Source organism: Paraferrimonas sp. SM1919 (assembly GCF_010993985.1).
Taxonomy (GTDB): domain Bacteria; phylum Pseudomonadota; class Gammaproteobacteria; order Enterobacterales; family Shewanellaceae; genus SM1919.
The window spans coordinates 1-18,581 of sequence record NZ_WINH01000008.1 but is presented as its reverse complement, the minus strand read 5'-3'; the positions used below and the strand labels follow the sequence as shown (position 1 = coordinate 18,581).

The window sequence follows — 18,581 nt, the reverse complement described above, 5'->3', positions numbered from 1 at the left end:
CGCCGCTTCAATTGAAGCGGCGTTTTAGCTTAAAGACTTATTATTGCAGACCGTCTTTGAATACTACATTGTCGATTTGGTAAGCTGCGCCATCAGCCTTTTGCCACTCAGGGAAAATCATCACAATTTTCACTAAACTAAGGTCAAGGCCAGCGGATTCAAGGTCAGACAGATTAAATGTGTATTTCTGCCACTGATCGAGCACAGGACCAACACCTGAATTACCCGCACTCAGGTCTAACTCGGCAAAGATTGACTGGCTTGCACCTTCAACTTTTAATTTCCAAACCGCTTCAGTATTGGTTGGTGCAGAAGTCATCTTAAAGTCAAACTCTAAGGTACCATTGGTTAAACCGGATAAATCGTTACCATTTTCATTGATAAAGCCAACCACGGTACCGCCTGTGCCAGAAAAGTTGAATTCCGCAACATTCCCATTATCACCACCTACATCAGCGATTGTGCTGGTTGCATTGGCACAGCAGATGAAGAACTTCCAATTGGCATCTTCAGTGTCTGTAAACAAGGTAACATCACCCACTGGTCCAGGAGCAGCAGGAGTATCGCCACCATCTACGGCACCTTCACCTTTAACCCACTTAATGTTATCAACCCAGAAAGTCACTCCAGCTTGGTCACCCCATGCAGGGTAAATCACTAAACCTGTATTGACAGTCTTAAGGTTAAGTCCTTTAGCGACTAAATCATCTAGGGAAATTGAGAAGCTTTGCCATTCGCCATCAGCCACTACACCTAGTGGTTGATCACCAGTCGTACACGGATAGATACAGTCTACTTTAAAAGTCATCCCAGAAGTATTAGAACCATAATCTGCAACTTTTAAGTCAAACTCTAAGGTACCACCCGCAAAGCCTGATAAATTTTGTGGGGTCGAAGCTTGAATAAATACCAGACCACTTGCACCGCTATCTGAGCTTGTGATTTGCAGTACTTGATCATGACCATCTTCGCCACTATCAACAATCTCCCAGCCCATGTGGCCACCAGCAGTGCCATCGAAGTAGTCAGTTTGAATCGCATCGTCCCATGCACCAACACCATTGTCCCAGACTCCGGTGTTCACACCATTGATAAACACTGGCAATTCACTGTCCGAAATCTCTTGAGGTGGTGGATCTATAGCACAGCCATTATCCGCAGGGTGAGCACATTTGAGAGTGATATTATCGACCATCACATGGGCGTTGGAACTAAACTCAATAACGAACAAGTTAACTACAGCAGCCATGTCTAAAGGACCATCACCTGGGGTAGCGACAAGATCGTTCACTGGAACTGACAGGCTTTGCCATTCATCCATTTTTAAATCGCTAATGGCCAGTGATTTAAATCCGAGGTTAGGCCATCCTGAATCCATCTTGATCAATATGTTACCGTCAGCGTTGGTCATAGATGAGTCAATAAATAATTCGAATTTCAGTTCAGCAGCTGCTAATTCCCAAGGCTTTTGAGAGTTACCCATTCCGCGTAGAGCAAACGTTCCCCCCTCAGCAGCATTAATGAGCACATTACCCATATCGGTAGTCGTAATGTCAATCACGTCGCCACGTTCTGGATCCGCTGTTAACGTCATGCTTAGGGCACCGTTGTTATCCCAACCTGCACCAACCGCAAGTGGCGCTTCAATTGGTCCTGCAGCCGTAGTCCATGAGATTTTATCTTCACCGCTGCCAGTGAATAACGGATACTCAGCAACATAAACAGAACGTTCTGGAGCGGGCTCTACAGTATCGCTGACATTGTTAGCACAACTAGCAACCGGTACACCATCATATTCACAGTCGTAAACACGAACATAATCAACTTCAAGTGCAGAAGGGAAAGCGGTATCACCGTCAGGAGAACCAGGCCAGTTACCACCAACAGCTAAGTTAATAAGTAAATGGAAATCTTGATCAAATGGTGCTTCAGGTGCCGATTCATAGCCCGTCGCCATATCTTTGTAGAAGTAGCTCCACCAAGCATCTTTGGTCACCGTCGCATAATGTTGACCATCAAAGTACCAACGAATTTCATTTTGCTCCCATTCAATAGCATAGGTATGGAAATCATCTGTGACTTGGGCATCAATCATCCCGCCAGCATTTTGGTTGAACGGCCAAGCCATACCATAATGAACAGTACCATGGGTCTTTTGATTCACATCACCTTTAGCGCTAACCACTTCCATGATGTCAATTTCACCGCCTGAAGCCCAGCCACCGTACATAGAATCGGTTGGTAGCATCCACACAGCAGACCATAAGCCCTGCCCTTCTGGGGCTTTTGCTTTTACTTCAATGCGACCGTATTTAGTATCGAACTTACCAGCTGTCCTTAAACGTGCTGACGAGTAATTGTAACCAGCGGTTACCTCTTCTAAAGCAGTGATGCTAAGTTTACCGTCAGCAACGGTAGCATTTTCTGCTTTGTAATATTGTAATTCATTGTTACCCCAGCCAACGAGTCCATACTCGCTGCCGTCACCTAGCATTGGTGACCAGTTATTACTGTCGAGGGCGTTACCATCGAATTCATCAGACCATGCCAACTTCCAGTCACCAATCAGTTTGACTTCTAGGTTGACCTCTTTAGAAGAGGAGACACTACCATCTGACACATGAATGGTAAAAGCATAGTTGCCTTCTTGCCCCATTTGAGGGGTACCGCTCAAGGATTGGGATGCTTCATCGTAACTCAACCAGCTTGGCAGGCCATCAAAGCTATAGGATAGTTGGTCGCCGTCGGCATCAGTGGCAAAGTTGGACATAGTGAAAAGTTCACCAACCTTAGTGGTAGCATCAGCCACCTGAAACAGAGGTAAGTAATTAGTTTCTGCGTCGTCACCGCCGCAGCCAAATAACATGGCACTAGACAACAGACTTAGTGCCAATCCTTTACGCATAGTCATAGGGTTTTCCTAGTTAGGTTTTATTATTTAACAGACTCACACATGTAAGCGCTTACATATTGATATAACAAATTCTTAACAGATACAACAAAAAAAATAACTTGGCAGCAAAATTATCACCTAAAAATGACATATATTACGAGCAATACACCAAAAAAGATCACTCAAACAAGCAATGACAGAGCAATACACTGAGTTCCTATTAGTGCTACATACGGTTATCGCTAGACAACCAATACTGAACATCTTTGAGCACCTGCAGGTGCAGCATCAATGAATAAAGCATTTACTATTCGAGAATGCTCAAGTATGACAGTACTAGTGACCTTGTATTTATCCAGGAAAATTGGTGAACACACGCCTATTATGAGAGTTAACGCAATTGGATAACGAGTGCGTCCGTTTAACAGCCGATAACCAGTCAATATTATTTTTAAGACAATGGTTATTTTTACTTTGCCACACTTTGACTATATTGAGAGTCTGACTAATGCTTATGAGGTGATGAGCAGATTCAATCGTATTATCTAAAATATTTGAGTAATACCTGAAAGCCATAGGCATTTTAATGTTAAATATTGACGATCATAAAAAGGTCCCTGCAACAGGTGTTGCCGATGCGCCAATTTTGCAACTGTTATTTAGGTCGCATTTTCTGTTAGCCACTATCGCCAGCATTATCAGTTTAGGCACTTGGGCACTTATGCTCACATTAGGGTCTAATCTAGATAGAGTAATGGTGCCTGCAGTGTGGCACGCCCATGAAATGATATTTGGTTTTGGGGCAACCGTCGCCGCAGGATTTCTGCTGACAGCTGTGCAGACATGGACGAAACAACCCAGTTTAAGTGGCTACCCAATCATCGCACTCATTGTCTTATGGATATTGGCTCGAATAGGATTTTGGGTAAATACACCTAACAGCATTTACCTCGCTTTCAGTGCCCAATTATTGTGGTGGTTAGCTGTGATTTTCGCCTTTGGACGTTGCGTCATAAACGCCCGTAACCGCCGTAATTACCTATTCGTTGCCATGCTATCCGTCATGGCAATCCTTAATAGCGCCATTATTATAAGTAGTAAAATGGGTGAACATGCACTGGCCTTGCACCTATGTCGATCCATGGTGCTTATGTTTGTACTGTTGATGACAATAATGGGAGGTCGTGTTATTCCTTTTTTCACTGCGAATGGACTGAACGTCGTCAGAAAACCACCACAACCTTGGTTAGAAGTCTCACTGATGCCACTCACCTTAATAGCCATGCTGAGTTTTGTTAGCAACTTTTATTTTTCAACAGCAGCACTTACTGCTGGGCTTCTTGTCAGCTGCGGTCTACTTAACCTGATGCGTCAGCGCCACTGGCATGCAGAAAAAACTTTAAAAACACCGTTATTATGGTCATTACATGCCTCTTATTTTTGCCTCGGACTTGGAAGCGCACTAATCGGTGTTAGCCTCGTGAGCGAACACATTGCATTTAGCCATGCGTTACACTTAATCACCATTGCCGCCATGGGGCTAATGATTTTTGCCATGATGGCACGGGTTTCCCTTGGGCACACAGGTCGAGCATTACTCCCCCACCCTTGGATAAACATCTGCTTTATTTGTGTATTAATGAGCGCACTAATAAGAGTGTTAGCGCCTTTTTTAGCCAATACCATATGGGGATACATCGCCAGTATTATGCTATGGCTTATCGCCGCTAGCCTCTTTTTATGGGTGTATACCCCGATACTATTTAAAGCAAAACAAAGCCGTTTTTAAGTCTTGAAAATTAGCGTATGCTAAGAAATAAAGTATTGAGCACAATAAATATAAGGGATTGAATGTGAAGGTACTTCAGACTTTTATTGTTCTGTTTGTATTGGCTATTGGCTATGGTTTAGGGCGTTTTCACGGGGCAATCATATGGTTAAAAAAAACCAACAACAGTATTGTCGACAACAACCATGAATCATTAGTAACACCTACCAAAGCGCCCTCAAAAACGGTTCCTACGGCAAATAGCAACCACGACTCAACGATATCTAAGCTTGATTTTTGTTGGCAACAGCATGATTACGTTTGCTTCTTTCAATTATTAAACCTATTGCCAGAGCAACAACAGTCACCATGGGTACCGAAAATCCTTGCGAAGGTCGACACCCTGGAAAGCCATTCAAGTGCACAAAGCTATGTTAATACATACCTAAATAATATTGAAAACTATCAAGTTTCAATATTATTAGCTTTTAGCAATTACTTTACCTCTGACAATAACTGGTATGGTGCCTTAGAGCTAATTGATCTTGCGAGACAATCCCATAACAACCTAACCAATCCCACACTAGAAACTGCATTGGATGATCAAGTCATTGATACCTTATTAGAAGCTGATGACCAATTAAGCCAACAAGAATGGATAGATTTGCTTATGTATGCTAATGATTTATTTAATCATCTTGGCTTAATTAATTTATATTTGGCGGCAGAATATATGCAACTTGAGCAAATGGCTGATGCCGAATTTACATTAACTCAAGTCAGTCCAAGCGACCCTATCTACCCCAAAGCACAAAAACTATTAGCCCAGATCCAGCAATCACAAGCCGCTCCCAACACCATAAACTTAACCCCTATGGGGCAACAATATCTAGTAGATATTAAGGTAGATGGCATTGCCTTTACTCTATTAATTGATACTGGTGCTTCTATAACCTCCCTGGCTCCACAGGCATTATCGCGATTAGGGATTGACCAACAAGACAGTATTAAAAACATTACTTTCAATACCGCCAATGGCCAGGCAGAAAGTTATTTATTCAAAATCAACTCACTTTCCATAGGTACCGTAATGGTAAACAATGTGACCTTAGCCAGCTTACCTGTGGAAATTAACGATAACGCCGATGGACTGTTGGGCATGGATATTTTAAGCCAATACCATTTTCAAATTGATCAACAAAACAATCAGCTTATACTCACGGATAGAAGTCATTAACCAGTGCTAACGATAGTAAACTAACAACCATGCTGAGCCAGTACCTCCTCAAGTTGGTGGCTATGCTTAGCAATACTATAGAGTTTAGCCACACATGACGCTCTCACCATCGCCCCTAAGAACTCAGGTTATTGCGGTGCCATAGACAAACTTCCGGCCTCTAATAGGTAGACTTTATTCGCAATCGCTATCGTTTCTTGACGATGGGCCACCATTACTCGGGTTAATGCCATATTCTTAACTTGATGGGCTATGACAAACTCATTTTCCTTATCTAAATGACAGGTTGCTTCATCCAAAAACAATGCTTTAGGCTGTTTGTAAAGCGCCCTTGCCAGCAGTAGCCTTTGAATTTGACCGCCAGACAAACATGCTCCCATATCACCAACCAAAGCATTATATTGCATAGGCATAGCATCGATTTCCTGACTAATGGCAACACTGTTTGCAACCCTAAATATTTTTTCAAAATCTGGCGATGGCTCAAAAAAGCAAATATTATCCGCGATTGAACCAGCTAATAAGGTATCATTTTGCAGTACTGCAGCGATCTGTTTACGATACTTTTTCAAACCTATTTGTGTAATATCCACACCGCCAAAGCTAACACAACCAGAAGTAGGCGGCAGTAAACCCAGCATGATTTTCATCAGTGTGGTTTTGCCAGCACCGGAGGCACCTTTGATGGCAATGCAATCCCCAGCTCGAACCGTTAAATTAATATTTTTAAGTAGCCATTTGTCCGAGTTTGGATATTTAAAACAAATGTCTTTTAAGACTATATCAGCATCTTGAAAAAGCGCTTCACTTTGGCTATCGATATTTTTCTCTGGTGTGCTCAAAGCGATATCGGCAATCCTATCAAGATGTAAGCGCATCATCTTAAATTGTATAATTTGCTCAATAAGATTAGTTGCCCTATCTGCTAATAAACGTTTATAACTAATAAAGGCAAGTAGCATCCCCACGGTTAACTGCCCTTGCATTACCGTCAGCGCCCCAATATAAATCACAACTACATTTTCAAGTCCAAATAGCATTTTATTAAAGGCATTAAAACTGATTTCTAAACGACCGATTTTTATTTCACTATTGATCACTTCGGCATATCGATTTTGCCAAATACTTTGTCTTAAATTCTCCTGAGCAAATATTTTAATCGTCTGCATGGCTCTTAAAGATTCTAAAAAGTGGCTTTGCTCTTTTGCACAATTTTGGATTAAATCTTCACTCGCCATCTTAAAAGGCCTAAAAAGAATCAGTCTCACCACTAAGTACAGTACAATCACCAACACGACTATCATAGCGAGCTGCCAAGAATACAGCACCATAACGACCAAAATAGAAATAGCCATCACACCATCAACAAAAGTTTCTACAAATCCTGTCGTTATCCTTTCGCGGATATGCGCCAAAGATCCAAATCTCGACATTAAATCACCAATATGCCTAGATTCAAAAAAAGACATAGGTAAGCGCATCAGGTGATGCAGAAGGTTCACCCCCATCTGCATGTTTAATACACTGGATAAGCGAATGATCAACCAACTTCGAAACGCAGCCGTAAGGGTTTCCAACACCACAATAAAACCAAAGCCTAACGCCAGTACAAGCAGTAAGGCTTGATCAAAACTTACCAAGACCTCATCAACGACCCATTGCATATAATAAGGGCCTAAAAGCACTAAAACCTGAATAACTAAAGACACCAAAAATAGCTGTACTAAACCACGCTTCAACCCAGTCATCGTCGACCAAAGCTGATAAAAACGAAGAGTGGAAGACTCTGTTTTTGTTTCAAATTGATTGGTCGGGGTCAACTCTAAACAAACACCTGTGAAATGCTTACTGATTTGTTTTATATCGAATATTTTTTGCCCTCTCGCAGGATCATTAACACTGAATTTCTGTTTCGCGCCTTTACCACTGACCTTAGTTAGCACCACAAAATGATTCATATCCCAATGCAATATGCAAGGTAATTGCAATTGCTTTAACTCACTTAGCTCACATTGTAATGCCCTCGAACTTAATCCCAGAACAGCACCTAGCTCAATCAATTGCTGTAAATTCATACCGCTCACATTGGCGCTATATTTCTGCCTAATTGCGCCCATATCGAGCTTATGCCCATAAAAACTAGACACCATCGCCATACAAGCTAAACCACATTCAGCCATTTCTGTTTGTAAAATAAGTGGCGTCGTTCTTCGATTAGAAAACTTGATCAATTCTGACATCATTGCCCCTAATTTAATTTACCTTTAAGGCTATAAATAGGTTCAAACAACCAGTCCAATAGTGATCTTTTATCTAAGCTAATATCCGCCTCAAGCTGCATTCCAGTTTTCAAAGGAAAGTCTTTACCATAAGCTTGGATATATTGATGAGGAAGCTTTGCTCGCAATCGGTACACTGGTTCGCGGATATTAATCGGTAATTTAATTTCGCTTGGGGTGACCAGTGTCTGCTCGATACTAATCACCTCACTATTGATGAATCCAAACCTTTGATATGGAAATGCATCAAATCTTAACTTTGCTGTTTGACCTAATTTGACGAAGCCAATACTTCTACTTGGTACTAACAGCTCAGCAACCAAATTTGAATTTTCAGGTAAAATTGTAAGGATGGCGGTATTATTTGCCACAGTCTCTCCTTGACTGAATAAAACGGCGGTGACAACACCTGAATGAGGGGCCAATACGGTATATGTTGCATTGGCTTGGGTATGCAAAAGCTGATTTTGAATCTCAGATTTTTGCCTTTGTAAACTACTGAGCTTCACATGCAGTTGATTAGGCAGAATATCAATTTTATAAGCTAATTCCTCCATTCTGACATGGTTAGTAAAAAGTAATCGTTGGTAAGAATGTAACTCTTGCTCAGCATCAATTGCAATTTGACGATGGCTTTGATACTCACTTAATGTGAGATGGTTTTTTCCATACAGTGCTTGCAAACTTTGTTGTTGTTGCTCAATAAGCTGCAGCTTTGCGGTTGCCAGTTTTGTTTGAGTGAGCAATGATTGGCGTTCACTGTACAGTCCCTCCTGGGAGGCTTTTAAGGTGACTAACTCTTGCTCAAGCAATTGCTTTTGCTGTTGAATCTCACTATCTATCAAGGCTAGTTGTTGCTGGTATTGGAAAACCAACTGTTCACTAAGATGGGTGGTTCCACGCTGAGATGTGTAGCTTGCCTTAGGCACGTTAATGTTCGCAAGTTTTTGCCCTTTAACCACCATATCGCCCTCGGCGACATACAACAGCTCAATCACCCCTGCCTGGCCAGAAAAGCCTCTTATTAAACCTTTATCCGATATTAGGAAGCCTTGAACCGACTCTTTTCTAGTGTATTGGGCAAGAAAAAGAAAACTAATAATGACGGTAGTGATGGTCAAAATGACAACAGTGATGACAGCAATGGATACTGGCTGAGCCAAAGATACTGAACCGGTCAATCGTTGCTGTTGCTGCTGAACCGCTTCCTTACGAAATAATCCCATTTAATACTCCTCCCTTTTAGTGAAACGATTCACCAAACAACAAGCAAGAAGAAAATCTTCATGAGTATTAACAATTAGTACAAAAAATTAATTAATCAAATAAAAAAGGGAAAGCCTGTGCCTTCCCCGCTGACATAAAATCACAATTTGATTACCATAGTGTAAAAGACTTTAAGACCTAACACTATGATCTTTCGAGAGTTACTCTATCTCTGGTAAGGGTATAATCCGCCCCCGCCATACGCCCTATTGTGTCTAACTTATCGCTGTCTATTCTGAAGTTATCGATGGCATCATCAGCCACATGCACCATTTTAACCTCCCCCAAAACCAGATGCCCAGATAATGCTTGGTCACCCAAATCCACCACCTGTAATAACTCACATTCATAACTGACGATAGCAGATTTAATCCGCGGCGGCTTAACTACAGTAGAAGGAATTTTTTCAATATTGGCGTAATCAAATTCATCCTGATCAAAAGGTAGGTTATGGCAGGTTTTATTCATTTGCTCAAGATGCTTAGCGGAAACCGAGTGGATAACAAACTGCCCTTGCTCGCGGATATTACGCAAGGTATCTTTTGCCTGTGCATCAGCGTTATACATAGGGTTAAAACACAGCACAGGAGGGTTCGCACTGGCCACAGTAAAAAAAGAAAATGGCGCTAAATTGACTTCGCCGTTATTAGAAATGCTCGACACCCATGCAATAGGTCTTGGGGTGATCCCACCAATGAGCAACTTATACATTTGCTGAGCACTAATCGTATCCGGTGTAAAATTCATATCAGTCCTTTGTCAATCTATAGTGAACAGGGTCGTTACTTAATCCAGTTTTGTAAATTTTTATCCCAGTAAGGGGGATCACCCACATAACTTTTCAAAAAATCAATGATAGTGGTTACCCTAAACGGTAAGTACCTTCTGCTTGGATAAACAATATAAAAAGGCATGACCTGGGTAGTACGCCATCTTGGTAATAGCTGCACCAACTTACCCTGTTTAAATTCGTTACCAATAAGGTAGGTAGCTAAATAGGCTACCCCCCAACCTGAAACAGCAGCATCCCTGATGGCCTCCGCTAAGTCAACACAATAATCGCCATCTACATTGACCATCACCCCATCATCACCGTCTTGAAAGGCCCAGGCACTATAGTGACGGTTACGGCTTTTATACACTAAACAGTTATGCTGAACTAAATCATTGGGATGACTAGGGGTTCCATTTTCAATTAAATATTCCGGTGATGCCACCAGCAAAAATTTACAGTCTGCTAAGCGCTGAGCAATGTAGCCTTGGGGGATATCTTCAAAGTTAGTCACCCATAAATCCAGCTGTTCTTCTACCATATCAACCTTATGATCAAACAGGCTTAATTCAATTTCTAAGTTTGGGTACTGTTTACGTAATACCTTAATAGCTGGGATCATATGTAAATTGCCAAAGGACTGTGACATACCAATGCGCACCTTACCCGAAATTTTAGAGCGACTGTCGGCCACCATACGCTCGGCATTTTCAATATCCTCAACGACTTTTTCACAATACTTAAAATACTGCTTACCCGCATCGGTGAGGCTTAAAGTACGGGTAGTACGGGTCACTAGGGTGATCCCTAAATAGGCTTCTAACTGGGTAAGCTGTTTAGATATATAAGATACTGATACCCCAAGGGAAGCGGCGGCCTTAGTAAAACTGCTATGGTGAATAATGCTATGAAAAATAACCATTTGCATAGCTCTATCGGTCAGTAAGGATTTTTTATCGCTCGCCAAATTTGTCGTCTCAGAAAAGGTTCCCTTTCAAATTTAGCACATAGCAAAAGAGGTGGCATAGCCACCTCTTTGTATTCATGAAATTTATAGCTAAAACATTATAACGACAAGATCACACCAGCAAGGGCAGCACTCATCAAGTTAGCTAGCACACCACCAGCGATGGCCTTAAAACCATACTTAGCCACAAACTGGCGACGCTCTGGTACTAGCGTACCTAAAGAACCAATCAACATACCCATAGATGAGATGTTAGCAAAACCACATAAAGCGAAAGTCACGATAGCTTGGCTGTGGGCCGACAGCTGATCTTTCACATTCATTAATTCGATAAAGGCCACAAATTCGTTAACCATCATCTTAGTACCAATTAAAGAACCCGCGGTCATAGCCTCAGACCAAGGTACACCAATTAACCAAGCCACAGGCGCAAACACGTAACCAAAGATAATACCAAGACTAAGCTCTGCACCAAACACACCCGCAATCGTACCAATTAATGCATCAAGCAGTGCAATCATACCCACAAACGCCAGCAGTGAGACACCAACACCTACTGCAACTTGATAACCGCTCATAGCACCATTAGCAATCGCTTCAACCACGTTAGTCGCTTCTTCTACTTCTGCGGCTTCAGCTTGCTTGTCTTGCTGCTCATCCTTTGAGGGTGGCACTAAGATTTTCGCCATTAACAAGCCAGCAGGTGCAGACATAAACGCCGCAGCGATTAAGTATTCAAGTTCAACACCTACAGAGGCATAACCCACCATAGTGGCACCGGCAACAGAAGCTAAACCACAGGTCATCATGGCGAACAGCTGTGAATCTGTCATGGTTTTCACGTATGGCTTCACTACTAATGGCGCCTCAACCATACCAACGAAGATGTTAGCGGTAGCAGATAGGGATTCTACACGTGAAGTACCAAGTACCTTATGCAGAACTGCACCAATCCCATTAATGACCAACGGCATAATGCGCAAATAATACAGCGTCGATACTAATGCAGAGAAGAAAATAATCGTACCGAGTACGTTAACGGCGAAAACAAAACCAACGCTGCCACCAGCCGCTAAGTCGCCAAATAGGAATTGAATACCCTTAGCACCAAAACCGACCACTGTGTTAACAGCTTCCGACGCTGCGCCTAGAGCAGCTTTACCTGCAGGTACATAAAGCACCAATAATGCGAACGCAATTTGTAATGCGAATGCTGTAACAACCGTGCGCAATGGAATCGACTTTTTATCTGAAGATAAAAGTACTGCCAATGCAATAATGGCAAACATGCCTAAAATAGAAACCATGGATTTAACCTAACTCAACCGAACTAAGGCGCGCATTCTATTTAGGCACAATAATTGTTCAACCCCGAATTGTTACAACAAGGTTACTATCTAGGTTAGATATAATTACTATTAAATTAGTTACACTATATCAATGGGTTAAAACGACTAAAAAGCTATTATTTCCATACAGAAAAAGCATTTCCACAGTGTTCCTATGTTTTTGTGAACTGGGTCACTAAGGTCTATGAGGCAGGGTCTATGAATTAAAGCTAATCGAGGTGATAGATAAAATAAAAAGGCAGCCAAATGGCTGCCCTTGAAATGAATGGCAATGCTTAATTAACCAAGTACTGCCAACAGAATACCAGCGGCTACAGCCGAACCCAGAACTCCGGCAACGTTTGGTCCCATCGCATGCATCAGTAAGAAGTTTTGTGGATTCGCCTCTAGGCCAACCTTATTCACCACACGAGCGGCCATAGGTACAGCAGATACCCCAGCTGCGCCTAATAGTGGGTTAACCTTACCCCCTGACAGCTTACTCATTAGCTTAGCCATTAATACGCCCGCAGCCGTACCAATAGCAAACGCCACTGCACCTAAAGCCAGAATACCTAGGGTTTCTACTTTCAAGAATGCTGCAGCAGACAATTTAGAACCCACCGCTAAGCCTAGGAAAATTGTCACAATATTAATCAGCTCATTTTGCGCCGTGGAAGATAATCTATCGACGACACCCGCTTCACGCATAAGGTTACCTAAACAGAACATACCCACTAATGGCGTCGCTGCGGGTAAAAACAGCGTGGTTAACAGCAGTACCGAAATCGGGAAAATAATCTTTTCCTTTTTCGATACCTGACGCAACTGCTCCATCTTAATTTGACGTTCCGCAGGTGTGGTTAACGCCTTCATAATAGGTGGCTGAATAATAGGCACCAATGCCATATAAGAATAAGCTGCAACCGCAATTGCCCCTAATAACTCAGGCGCTAGGCGTGACGCCAAAAAAATTGCCGTCGGGCCATCAGCACCGCCAATAATGGCAATTGCCCCAGCATCTTGCAGAGAGAACTCAAAACCAGGGATCAAATTCAGTGTGATAGCCCCCAATAAAGTGGCAAAAATACCAAACTGTGCCGCTGCCCCTAAAAACAACATTTTGGGATTTGCAATAAGCGCTCCAAAGTCCGTCATGGCACCCACGCCCATAAAAATAAGCAGTGGGAAAATGCCTGTCTCAATACCGACAGAATAAGCGTAATAAAGTAAGCCGCCCTCTTCTGCTAAACCGGCATTGGGAATATTGGCCAAAATAGCACCAAAACCAATCGGTAATAACAATAGCGGTTCAAACTTTTTAGCAATGGCTAGGTACAAAAGTAGTGCACCTACGGCCATCATGATGATTTGTCCAGATTCAAAGTGAACAATGCCTGTTTCGCCCCAAAAGGCTAATAAACCTTCCATAGTTACCTCTTAAGCAATGGCCAGTAATGGATCGCCAACGGCAACCGAGTCACCTTCTTTGATGTTGATCTCGCTAATGGCACCAGATCGATCGGCACGGATTTCGGTTTCCATCTTCATGGCTTCCATAACGATGATCACATCACCCTCTTGTACCTGTTGCCCTGGGGTAACATTCACTTTGAAAATATTGCCCGACAATGGTGAGTTCACAGGTGTACCAGCACCTAACGCCACTGCAGCCGCTTGTGGTGCGGCCGCAGCTGGTGCGTGACCGGCAACACTGATAGCGCCCACTTCCCCTTGGCAGACCTCAACTTGATATACCTTACCTTCAACGGTGACGTTATAGCTGGCGACTTCATCGGTGCTGCCTGCAACCGCAGGTTTAGCATCATCCGCCGATGGCACAGGTTCAAAGGCATCAGGATTGCCACGGTTTTCTAGGAACTTCAAACCAATTTGCGGGAATAATGCGTAAATCAGCACGTCATCGTCTTGGTTATCGGCAAGCTTAATGTCTTTCTCAGCTGCTAGTCTTACTAACTCCTCAGTTAAGCTTTGGTATTCATCACTAATGTTATCAGCAGGACGGCAAGTAATGGCTTGCTCATCACCTAGTACACGCATTTGCAATTGTGCATTCACTGCCGCAGGAGTCGTACCGTATTCGCCTTTTAATACGCCTTCGGTTTCTTTTGTGATTGAACGGTAACGCTCGCCGGTTAACACGTTCAGTACCGCCTGGGTACCCACAATTTGTGAAGTAGGGGTAACCAATGGCAGATAGCCTAAATCTTCACGAACCTTAGGAATTTCCTCTAGCACTAAATCTAATTTGTCGCTAGCACCTTGTTCACGCAATTGGTTTTCCATGTTGGTTAACATACCACCGGGCACCTGTGCTTTAAGAATACGACCATCAATGCCCTTAAGCTCACCCTCAAATTTGGCGTACTTTTTACGAACTTCACGGAAATAGGCGGCAATTTCCTCCAATAATCCCATGTCGTAGCCAGTATCAAACTCGGTACCCTCAACCATAGCAACGACGGTTTCAGTAGCACTGTGACCATAGGTTTGGCTCATTGATGCCGTCGCGGTGTCTAATACGTCGACACCCGCCTCAATGGCTTTTTGGTAAGTGGCGGTAGACAAACCAGTAGTGGCATGACAATGCAAAGACACTTCTAAATCAGTCGATGATTTAATTTGGCTGATTAGGTCGTAAGCATCAAACGGCTTTAATAAGCCAGCCATATCTTTAATACAGATAGAGTGACAACCTAAGTCTTCTAATTTTTTAGCCTGATCAACCCATAAATCTAAGGTGTGAACAGGACTGGTGGTGTAAGAAATTGTGCCTTGGGCATGGGCGCCAACTTCCACTGCGCTCTTAATTGCAGTTTCTAGGTTACGGACATCGTTCATGGCATCAAAGATACGGAATACATCAACACCATTGGAATGGGCACGCTCAACAAATTTACGCACCACATCATCAGCGTAATGACGATAGCCGAGAAGGTTCTGGCCACGCAGCAGCATTTGCTGACGGGTGTTTGGCATCGCCGCTTTAAGGGCACGAATGCGCTCCCAAGGATCTTCGCCAAGGTAACGAATACAAGAATCAAAGGTGGCACCACCCCAGCTCTCTATTGACCAAAATCCTACTTGGTCAAGTTTGTCGGCAATAGGCAGCATGTCTTCAAGGCGAAGGCGGGTTGCCAGTAATGATTGATGGGCATCACGCAGGGCAAGTTCGGTCAATCCTAATGATTTTGCCATGGTTCTCTCCTAAATTTATTGATTCTTTTGTAGGTGCTGCTCAATGGCACCGTTAATAGCTGCCACAACATGCGCTGGGATAGCAGCATTAGTGGTACTTGCTGTAGGGACGACTGGGGCCACCTCAACAGGAAATAACTTGGCAGTAAAGTTCACCACGATGATCATTAAGCTTAAAAATATAAACACTAAGCCCATACCTAACCCCATCACTGAGAGCGCAGTAAATAACTGCTCTGAAATTGATGGCATACGCCCTCCTACTTGGCTAAAAAATTTCAAGTCAATAAAGCTATCCTAACTTGACCAGCACACTTTAACAATTAATTTACAACAAGATCCCATCAATTTGTAAATTGGTCTTACCAAGATAAAGGTTAACCGCACCCTATAAAAACCACAAAAAACCCTCCAAAAAAAACAACAAAAACGAACAAAAACAACACAATAAGAGGTATTACCAGTTAAATTAAAGTTTTTTATAATTCAGTATTAAAACCAAATTGGTAAACAAGGTGTTGCAAAATTGTCAATATGGCAGTTGCTGTTTTGGAGTTTCCACTGCAATTGCAAATAAGCTTTGTTAGACAGCCCTACAGCGATATTAATTCGGGGTAAACCAGAGTAAGCAAACAGTAAAGATGCTGTCGATTGATATGAGTAACTGGCTGAAGTTACACAGCAATTTAGAGGCTGCAGTCATTTTGTTTTGGCTAAGCACTGCAAAACAAAATGACTAATAGCAGCAAATAATGATGGCTCGGCCTATGTCCTGCTTAAAACCGACCTATTGCTATTAAATCTTTGATAAAAGGCAACTAATGGATCTTAAAAAAGTCCATTACTTGCTTTTGCGTAAAGGCTTGCTCTTGCAGCTGCTTAGCCGCCGTTTGAGTTTGTTCGAACGCAGTCACATTATCGGTGACCAAATCATAGGCACTGATGCTGCTTTTAGACAGTTCTTGGGTCACATTGTGCTGTTGGGACGATGCCGTTGCCACAATTTCATTAATGGCCTTGATAGATTCCACAGCACCAGCAATACCATCGAATGCGCTTTTCACTTTATCGGATAATTGTTGTGATTGCTCAATGGCACTGACATTGCCCTGCATCTGCTCACTCACCAAGGTAGCTTGGGTTTGCAATTGTTCGATAATTTTTACGATATCAACCGTTGAAGCTTGAGTTTTAGCCGCTAGAGCGCGCACTTCATCTGCCACAACAGCAAAACCTCGGCCTTGCTCTCCAGCTCTGGCAGCTTCAATTGCGGCATTAAGAGCCAATAAATTCGTTTGATCCGAAATACTATCGATAACATGGATAACTTCACCAATTTCTAGCGTGCGTTGTTCTAATTGAGCGATCATTTGCGCCATTGTGGCCATCGAATCATTAATGCTATGAGTTAAATTAAGCGATTTTGCCAATAGTTGATTACCCTGCTGGACATTTTCATAGGCGAAAATTGCATTATCCTCTGCTGCCTTAGCATGACTGCTGACTTCTTTCGAGGTTTGCGATAATTCAGTAAGCGATGTAGAAATCTCCTCAACTTTTATTAATGCCTGTTTCGAATTATCCGATGTCTTGGCCATGACAGTGGTTAACTCATGGGAGGAACGACTGACATTATCTGTCATATTCATCGATGAACTGACCACTTCTTTGAGCTTTTCATGCAAGTTCACTGTCGAGGCTAAGATACCCGTTTCAACACCGGTAGAGTTTGTTTGACGATATAAATTTCCTTCTGAAATTTTGCCTAACAAAATATTGATAAAATGAGGTTGTCCCCCCATCGAATTCATTAAACCTCTGATCGTAAAAATACTCATGCCTAGCACAATTAATAGCGCCAACACCGAAATCATCAGCAGCTTTGCTGACGCATCCTCTTTAATGCGTAGCATTTCTCTATACCCTATTTGAGTGTTATTAAAGGCTGTTTCAGAAAATTGTTTCAGTTGCGCTTTCACTGGAACGAAAAGTTGATAAGTGGCAAGGGATAACTGCTGCTGATCTATCTGACCTGCACTAAATTGAGTTAATAATTTCTCAAGTTGCAGCTGAGTTTCAGTCAAATCGACCTCAGTTTTCTTAAAATAAGAGGATGCAGTTAATTTATGGTAAGTCTGGACCATATTATTTGAAGAAGCACGTACTTGAATCAACATTTGCTGATCGGATAGTTGGCCAAACTGCCACTGGCTGAGCGTTTCAACAATACCATCGGCATATTCCATGTAAATAGCAGTAACCTGCTCCATGGCTTGCGAACGCTGTTGAGTGAGCGGTAGTAAATTAGCATTTAATTGAGAATGATAATTTAAAGAAAAACTGGTTAACACCACTAACGCCAGCCCTGCAGAAACAGCGATTGCTGAAATTTTTTGCGCCACCGTTAACTTATTTATAAGTGCTTGCATCATTGAGGTTAATTCCTTTTAGACTCGCCTAATGATTAACATATCAGCTTACCCCAAAAGATATAACGTTATATTTTTATCTCATTTGTGTTTTTTTCTAAAACATTAATTTTTAATGGATAATTTTGACTTAAATCAAAATGATGACAACACATCAGTGCTACGAAATGGATCAAACTAAAGGACTGGTTTATTAAGAATCAGAGTTCACAAAGCAAAAAACCCGCAATAAAGCGGGTTTTTTAAATGATGGCGCGTCCGGGAGGATTCGAACCTCCGACCGCCTGGTTCGTAGCCAGGTACTCTATCCAGCTGAGCTACGGACGCGCAGATTGTTATCAAGAGAAATGGCGCGTCCGGGAGGATTCGAACCTCCGACCGCCTGGTTCGTAGCCAGGTACTCTATCCAGCTGAGCTACGGAC

12 protein-coding genes and 1 tRNA gene are annotated in these 18,581 nt (G+C 42.5%); 2 read left to right on the top strand and 11 right to left on the bottom strand.

Annotated elements, in window-relative coordinates; translation table 11 throughout:
- Window positions 1–40: 40 nt before the first annotated feature.
- On the bottom strand, window positions 41–2,911 hold the full coding sequence (locus GFB48_RS06365) for a family 16 glycosylhydrolase (protein ID WP_163932808.1): 2,871 nt from the start codon (window positions 2,909–2,911) through the stop codon (window positions 41–43).
- 568 nt (window positions 2,912–3,479) lie between these two features.
- Between GFB48_RS06365 and GFB48_RS06360 the strand changes: the two genes are divergently transcribed.
- Both GFB48_RS06360 and GFB48_RS06355 read left to right on the top strand, forming a co-directional pair.
- On the top strand, window positions 3,480–4,682 hold the full coding sequence (locus GFB48_RS06360; protein WP_163932805.1) for an NnrS family protein: 1,203 nt from the start codon (window positions 3,480–3,482) through the stop codon (window positions 4,680–4,682).
- 64 nt (window positions 4,683–4,746) lie between these two features.
- On the top strand, window positions 4,747–5,898 hold the full coding sequence (locus GFB48_RS06355; RefSeq protein ID WP_163932802.1) for a TIGR02281 family clan AA aspartic protease: 1,152 nt from the start codon (window positions 4,747–4,749) through the stop codon (window positions 5,896–5,898).
- A gap of 128 nt (window positions 5,899–6,026) precedes the next feature.
- On the opposite strand, the gene GFB48_RS06350 is transcribed toward GFB48_RS06355, so the two are convergent.
- From GFB48_RS06350 to GFB48_RS06305, 10 genes are all read right to left on the bottom strand, one after another.
- The gene (locus tag GFB48_RS06350) at window positions 6,027–8,138 is read right to left on the bottom strand and encodes a peptidase domain-containing ABC transporter (RefSeq protein WP_163932799.1); all 2,112 of its coding nucleotides are present in this window, start codon (window positions 8,136–8,138) and stop codon (window positions 6,027–6,029) included.
- 8 nt (window positions 8,139–8,146) lie between these two features.
- On the bottom strand, window positions 8,147–9,403 hold the full coding sequence (locus tag GFB48_RS06345) for an HlyD family secretion protein (RefSeq protein ID WP_163932796.1): 1,257 nt from the start codon (window positions 9,401–9,403) through the stop codon (window positions 8,147–8,149).
- A gap of 184 nt (window positions 9,404–9,587) precedes the next feature.
- A complete protein-coding gene (locus GFB48_RS06340; RefSeq protein WP_163932793.1) occupies window positions 9,588–10,190 on the bottom strand; it encodes a flavin reductase family protein in 603 nt (200 codons plus the stop codon).
- Window positions 10,191–10,225: 35 nt separating this feature from the next.
- A complete protein-coding gene (locus tag GFB48_RS06335) occupies window positions 10,226–11,137 on the bottom strand; it encodes a LysR family transcriptional regulator (RefSeq protein ID WP_205597688.1) in 912 nt (303 codons plus the stop codon).
- A 143-nt stretch (window positions 11,138–11,280) separates the two neighbouring features.
- Window positions 11,281–12,489 carry a NupC/NupG family nucleoside CNT transporter gene (locus GFB48_RS06330; protein ID WP_163932788.1) on the bottom strand — a complete coding sequence of 403 codons (1,209 nt, stop codon included), beginning with the start codon at window positions 12,487–12,489 and terminating at the stop codon, window positions 11,281–11,283.
- A 321-nt stretch (window positions 12,490–12,810) separates the two neighbouring features.
- Entirely contained in the window at window positions 12,811–13,941 is a 1,131-nt protein-coding gene (locus GFB48_RS06325) for a sodium ion-translocating decarboxylase subunit beta (protein WP_163932785.1), read from the bottom strand.
- Window positions 13,942–13,950: 9 nt separating this feature from the next.
- Window positions 13,951–15,729, bottom strand: a complete 1,779-nt coding sequence (oadA, locus tag GFB48_RS06320; RefSeq protein WP_163932782.1) for a sodium-extruding oxaloacetate decarboxylase subunit alpha — start codon at window positions 15,727–15,729, stop codon at window positions 13,951–13,953.
- A gap of 15 nt (window positions 15,730–15,744) precedes the next feature.
- On the bottom strand, window positions 15,745–15,981 hold the full coding sequence (locus GFB48_RS06315; protein WP_163932779.1) for an OadG-related small transporter subunit: 237 nt from the start codon (window positions 15,979–15,981) through the stop codon (window positions 15,745–15,747).
- A gap of 566 nt (window positions 15,982–16,547) precedes the next feature.
- Window positions 16,548–18,161 carry a methyl-accepting chemotaxis protein gene (locus GFB48_RS06310; protein WP_163932776.1) on the bottom strand — a complete coding sequence of 538 codons (1,614 nt, stop codon included), beginning with the start codon at window positions 18,159–18,161 and terminating at the stop codon, window positions 16,548–16,550.
- A gap of 247 nt (window positions 18,162–18,408) precedes the next feature.
- Window positions 18,409–18,485, bottom strand: a tRNA-Arg gene (locus GFB48_RS06305).
- Window positions 18,486–18,581: the final 96 nt, after the last annotated feature.

What these genes read in the sequence shown, in the direction of transcription:
- GFB48_RS06330 (WP_163932788.1), bottom strand. Translation starts at nt 12,489, where the DNA reads ATGGTTTCTATTTTAGGCATGTTTGCCATTATTGCATTGGCAGTACTT.
- GFB48_RS06365 (WP_163932808.1), bottom strand. Translation starts at nt 2,911, where the DNA reads ATGACTATGCGTAAAGGATTGGCACTAAGTCTGTTGTCTAGTGCCATG.
- GFB48_RS06325 (WP_163932785.1), bottom strand. Translation starts at nt 13,941, where the DNA reads ATGGAAGGTTTATTAGCCTTTTGGGGCGAAACAGGCATTGTTCACTTT.
- oadA (WP_163932782.1), bottom strand. Translation starts at nt 15,729, where the DNA reads ATGGCAAAATCATTAGGATTGACCGAACTTGCCCTGCGTGATGCCCAT.
- GFB48_RS06350 (WP_163932799.1), bottom strand. Translation starts at nt 8,138, where the DNA reads ATGTCAGAATTGATCAAGTTTTCTAATCGAAGAACGACGCCACTTATT.
- GFB48_RS06340 (WP_163932793.1), bottom strand. Translation starts at nt 10,190, where the DNA reads ATGAATTTTACACCGGATACGATTAGTGCTCAGCAAATGTATAAGTTG.
- GFB48_RS06335 (WP_205597688.1), bottom strand. Translation starts at nt 11,137, where the DNA reads ATGGTTATTTTTCATAGCATTATTCACCATAGCAGTTTTACTAAGGCC.
- GFB48_RS06315 (WP_163932779.1), bottom strand. Translation starts at nt 15,981, where the DNA reads ATGCCATCAATTTCAGAGCAGTTATTTACTGCGCTCTCAGTGATGGGG.
- GFB48_RS06345 (WP_163932796.1), bottom strand. Translation starts at nt 9,403, where the DNA reads ATGGGATTATTTCGTAAGGAAGCGGTTCAGCAGCAACAGCAACGATTG.
- GFB48_RS06310 (WP_163932776.1), bottom strand. Translation starts at nt 18,161, where the DNA reads ATGATGCAAGCACTTATAAATAAGTTAACGGTGGCGCAAAAAATTTCA.
- GFB48_RS06360 (WP_163932805.1), top strand. Translation starts at nt 3,480, where the DNA reads ATGTTAAATATTGACGATCATAAAAAGGTCCCTGCAACAGGTGTTGCC.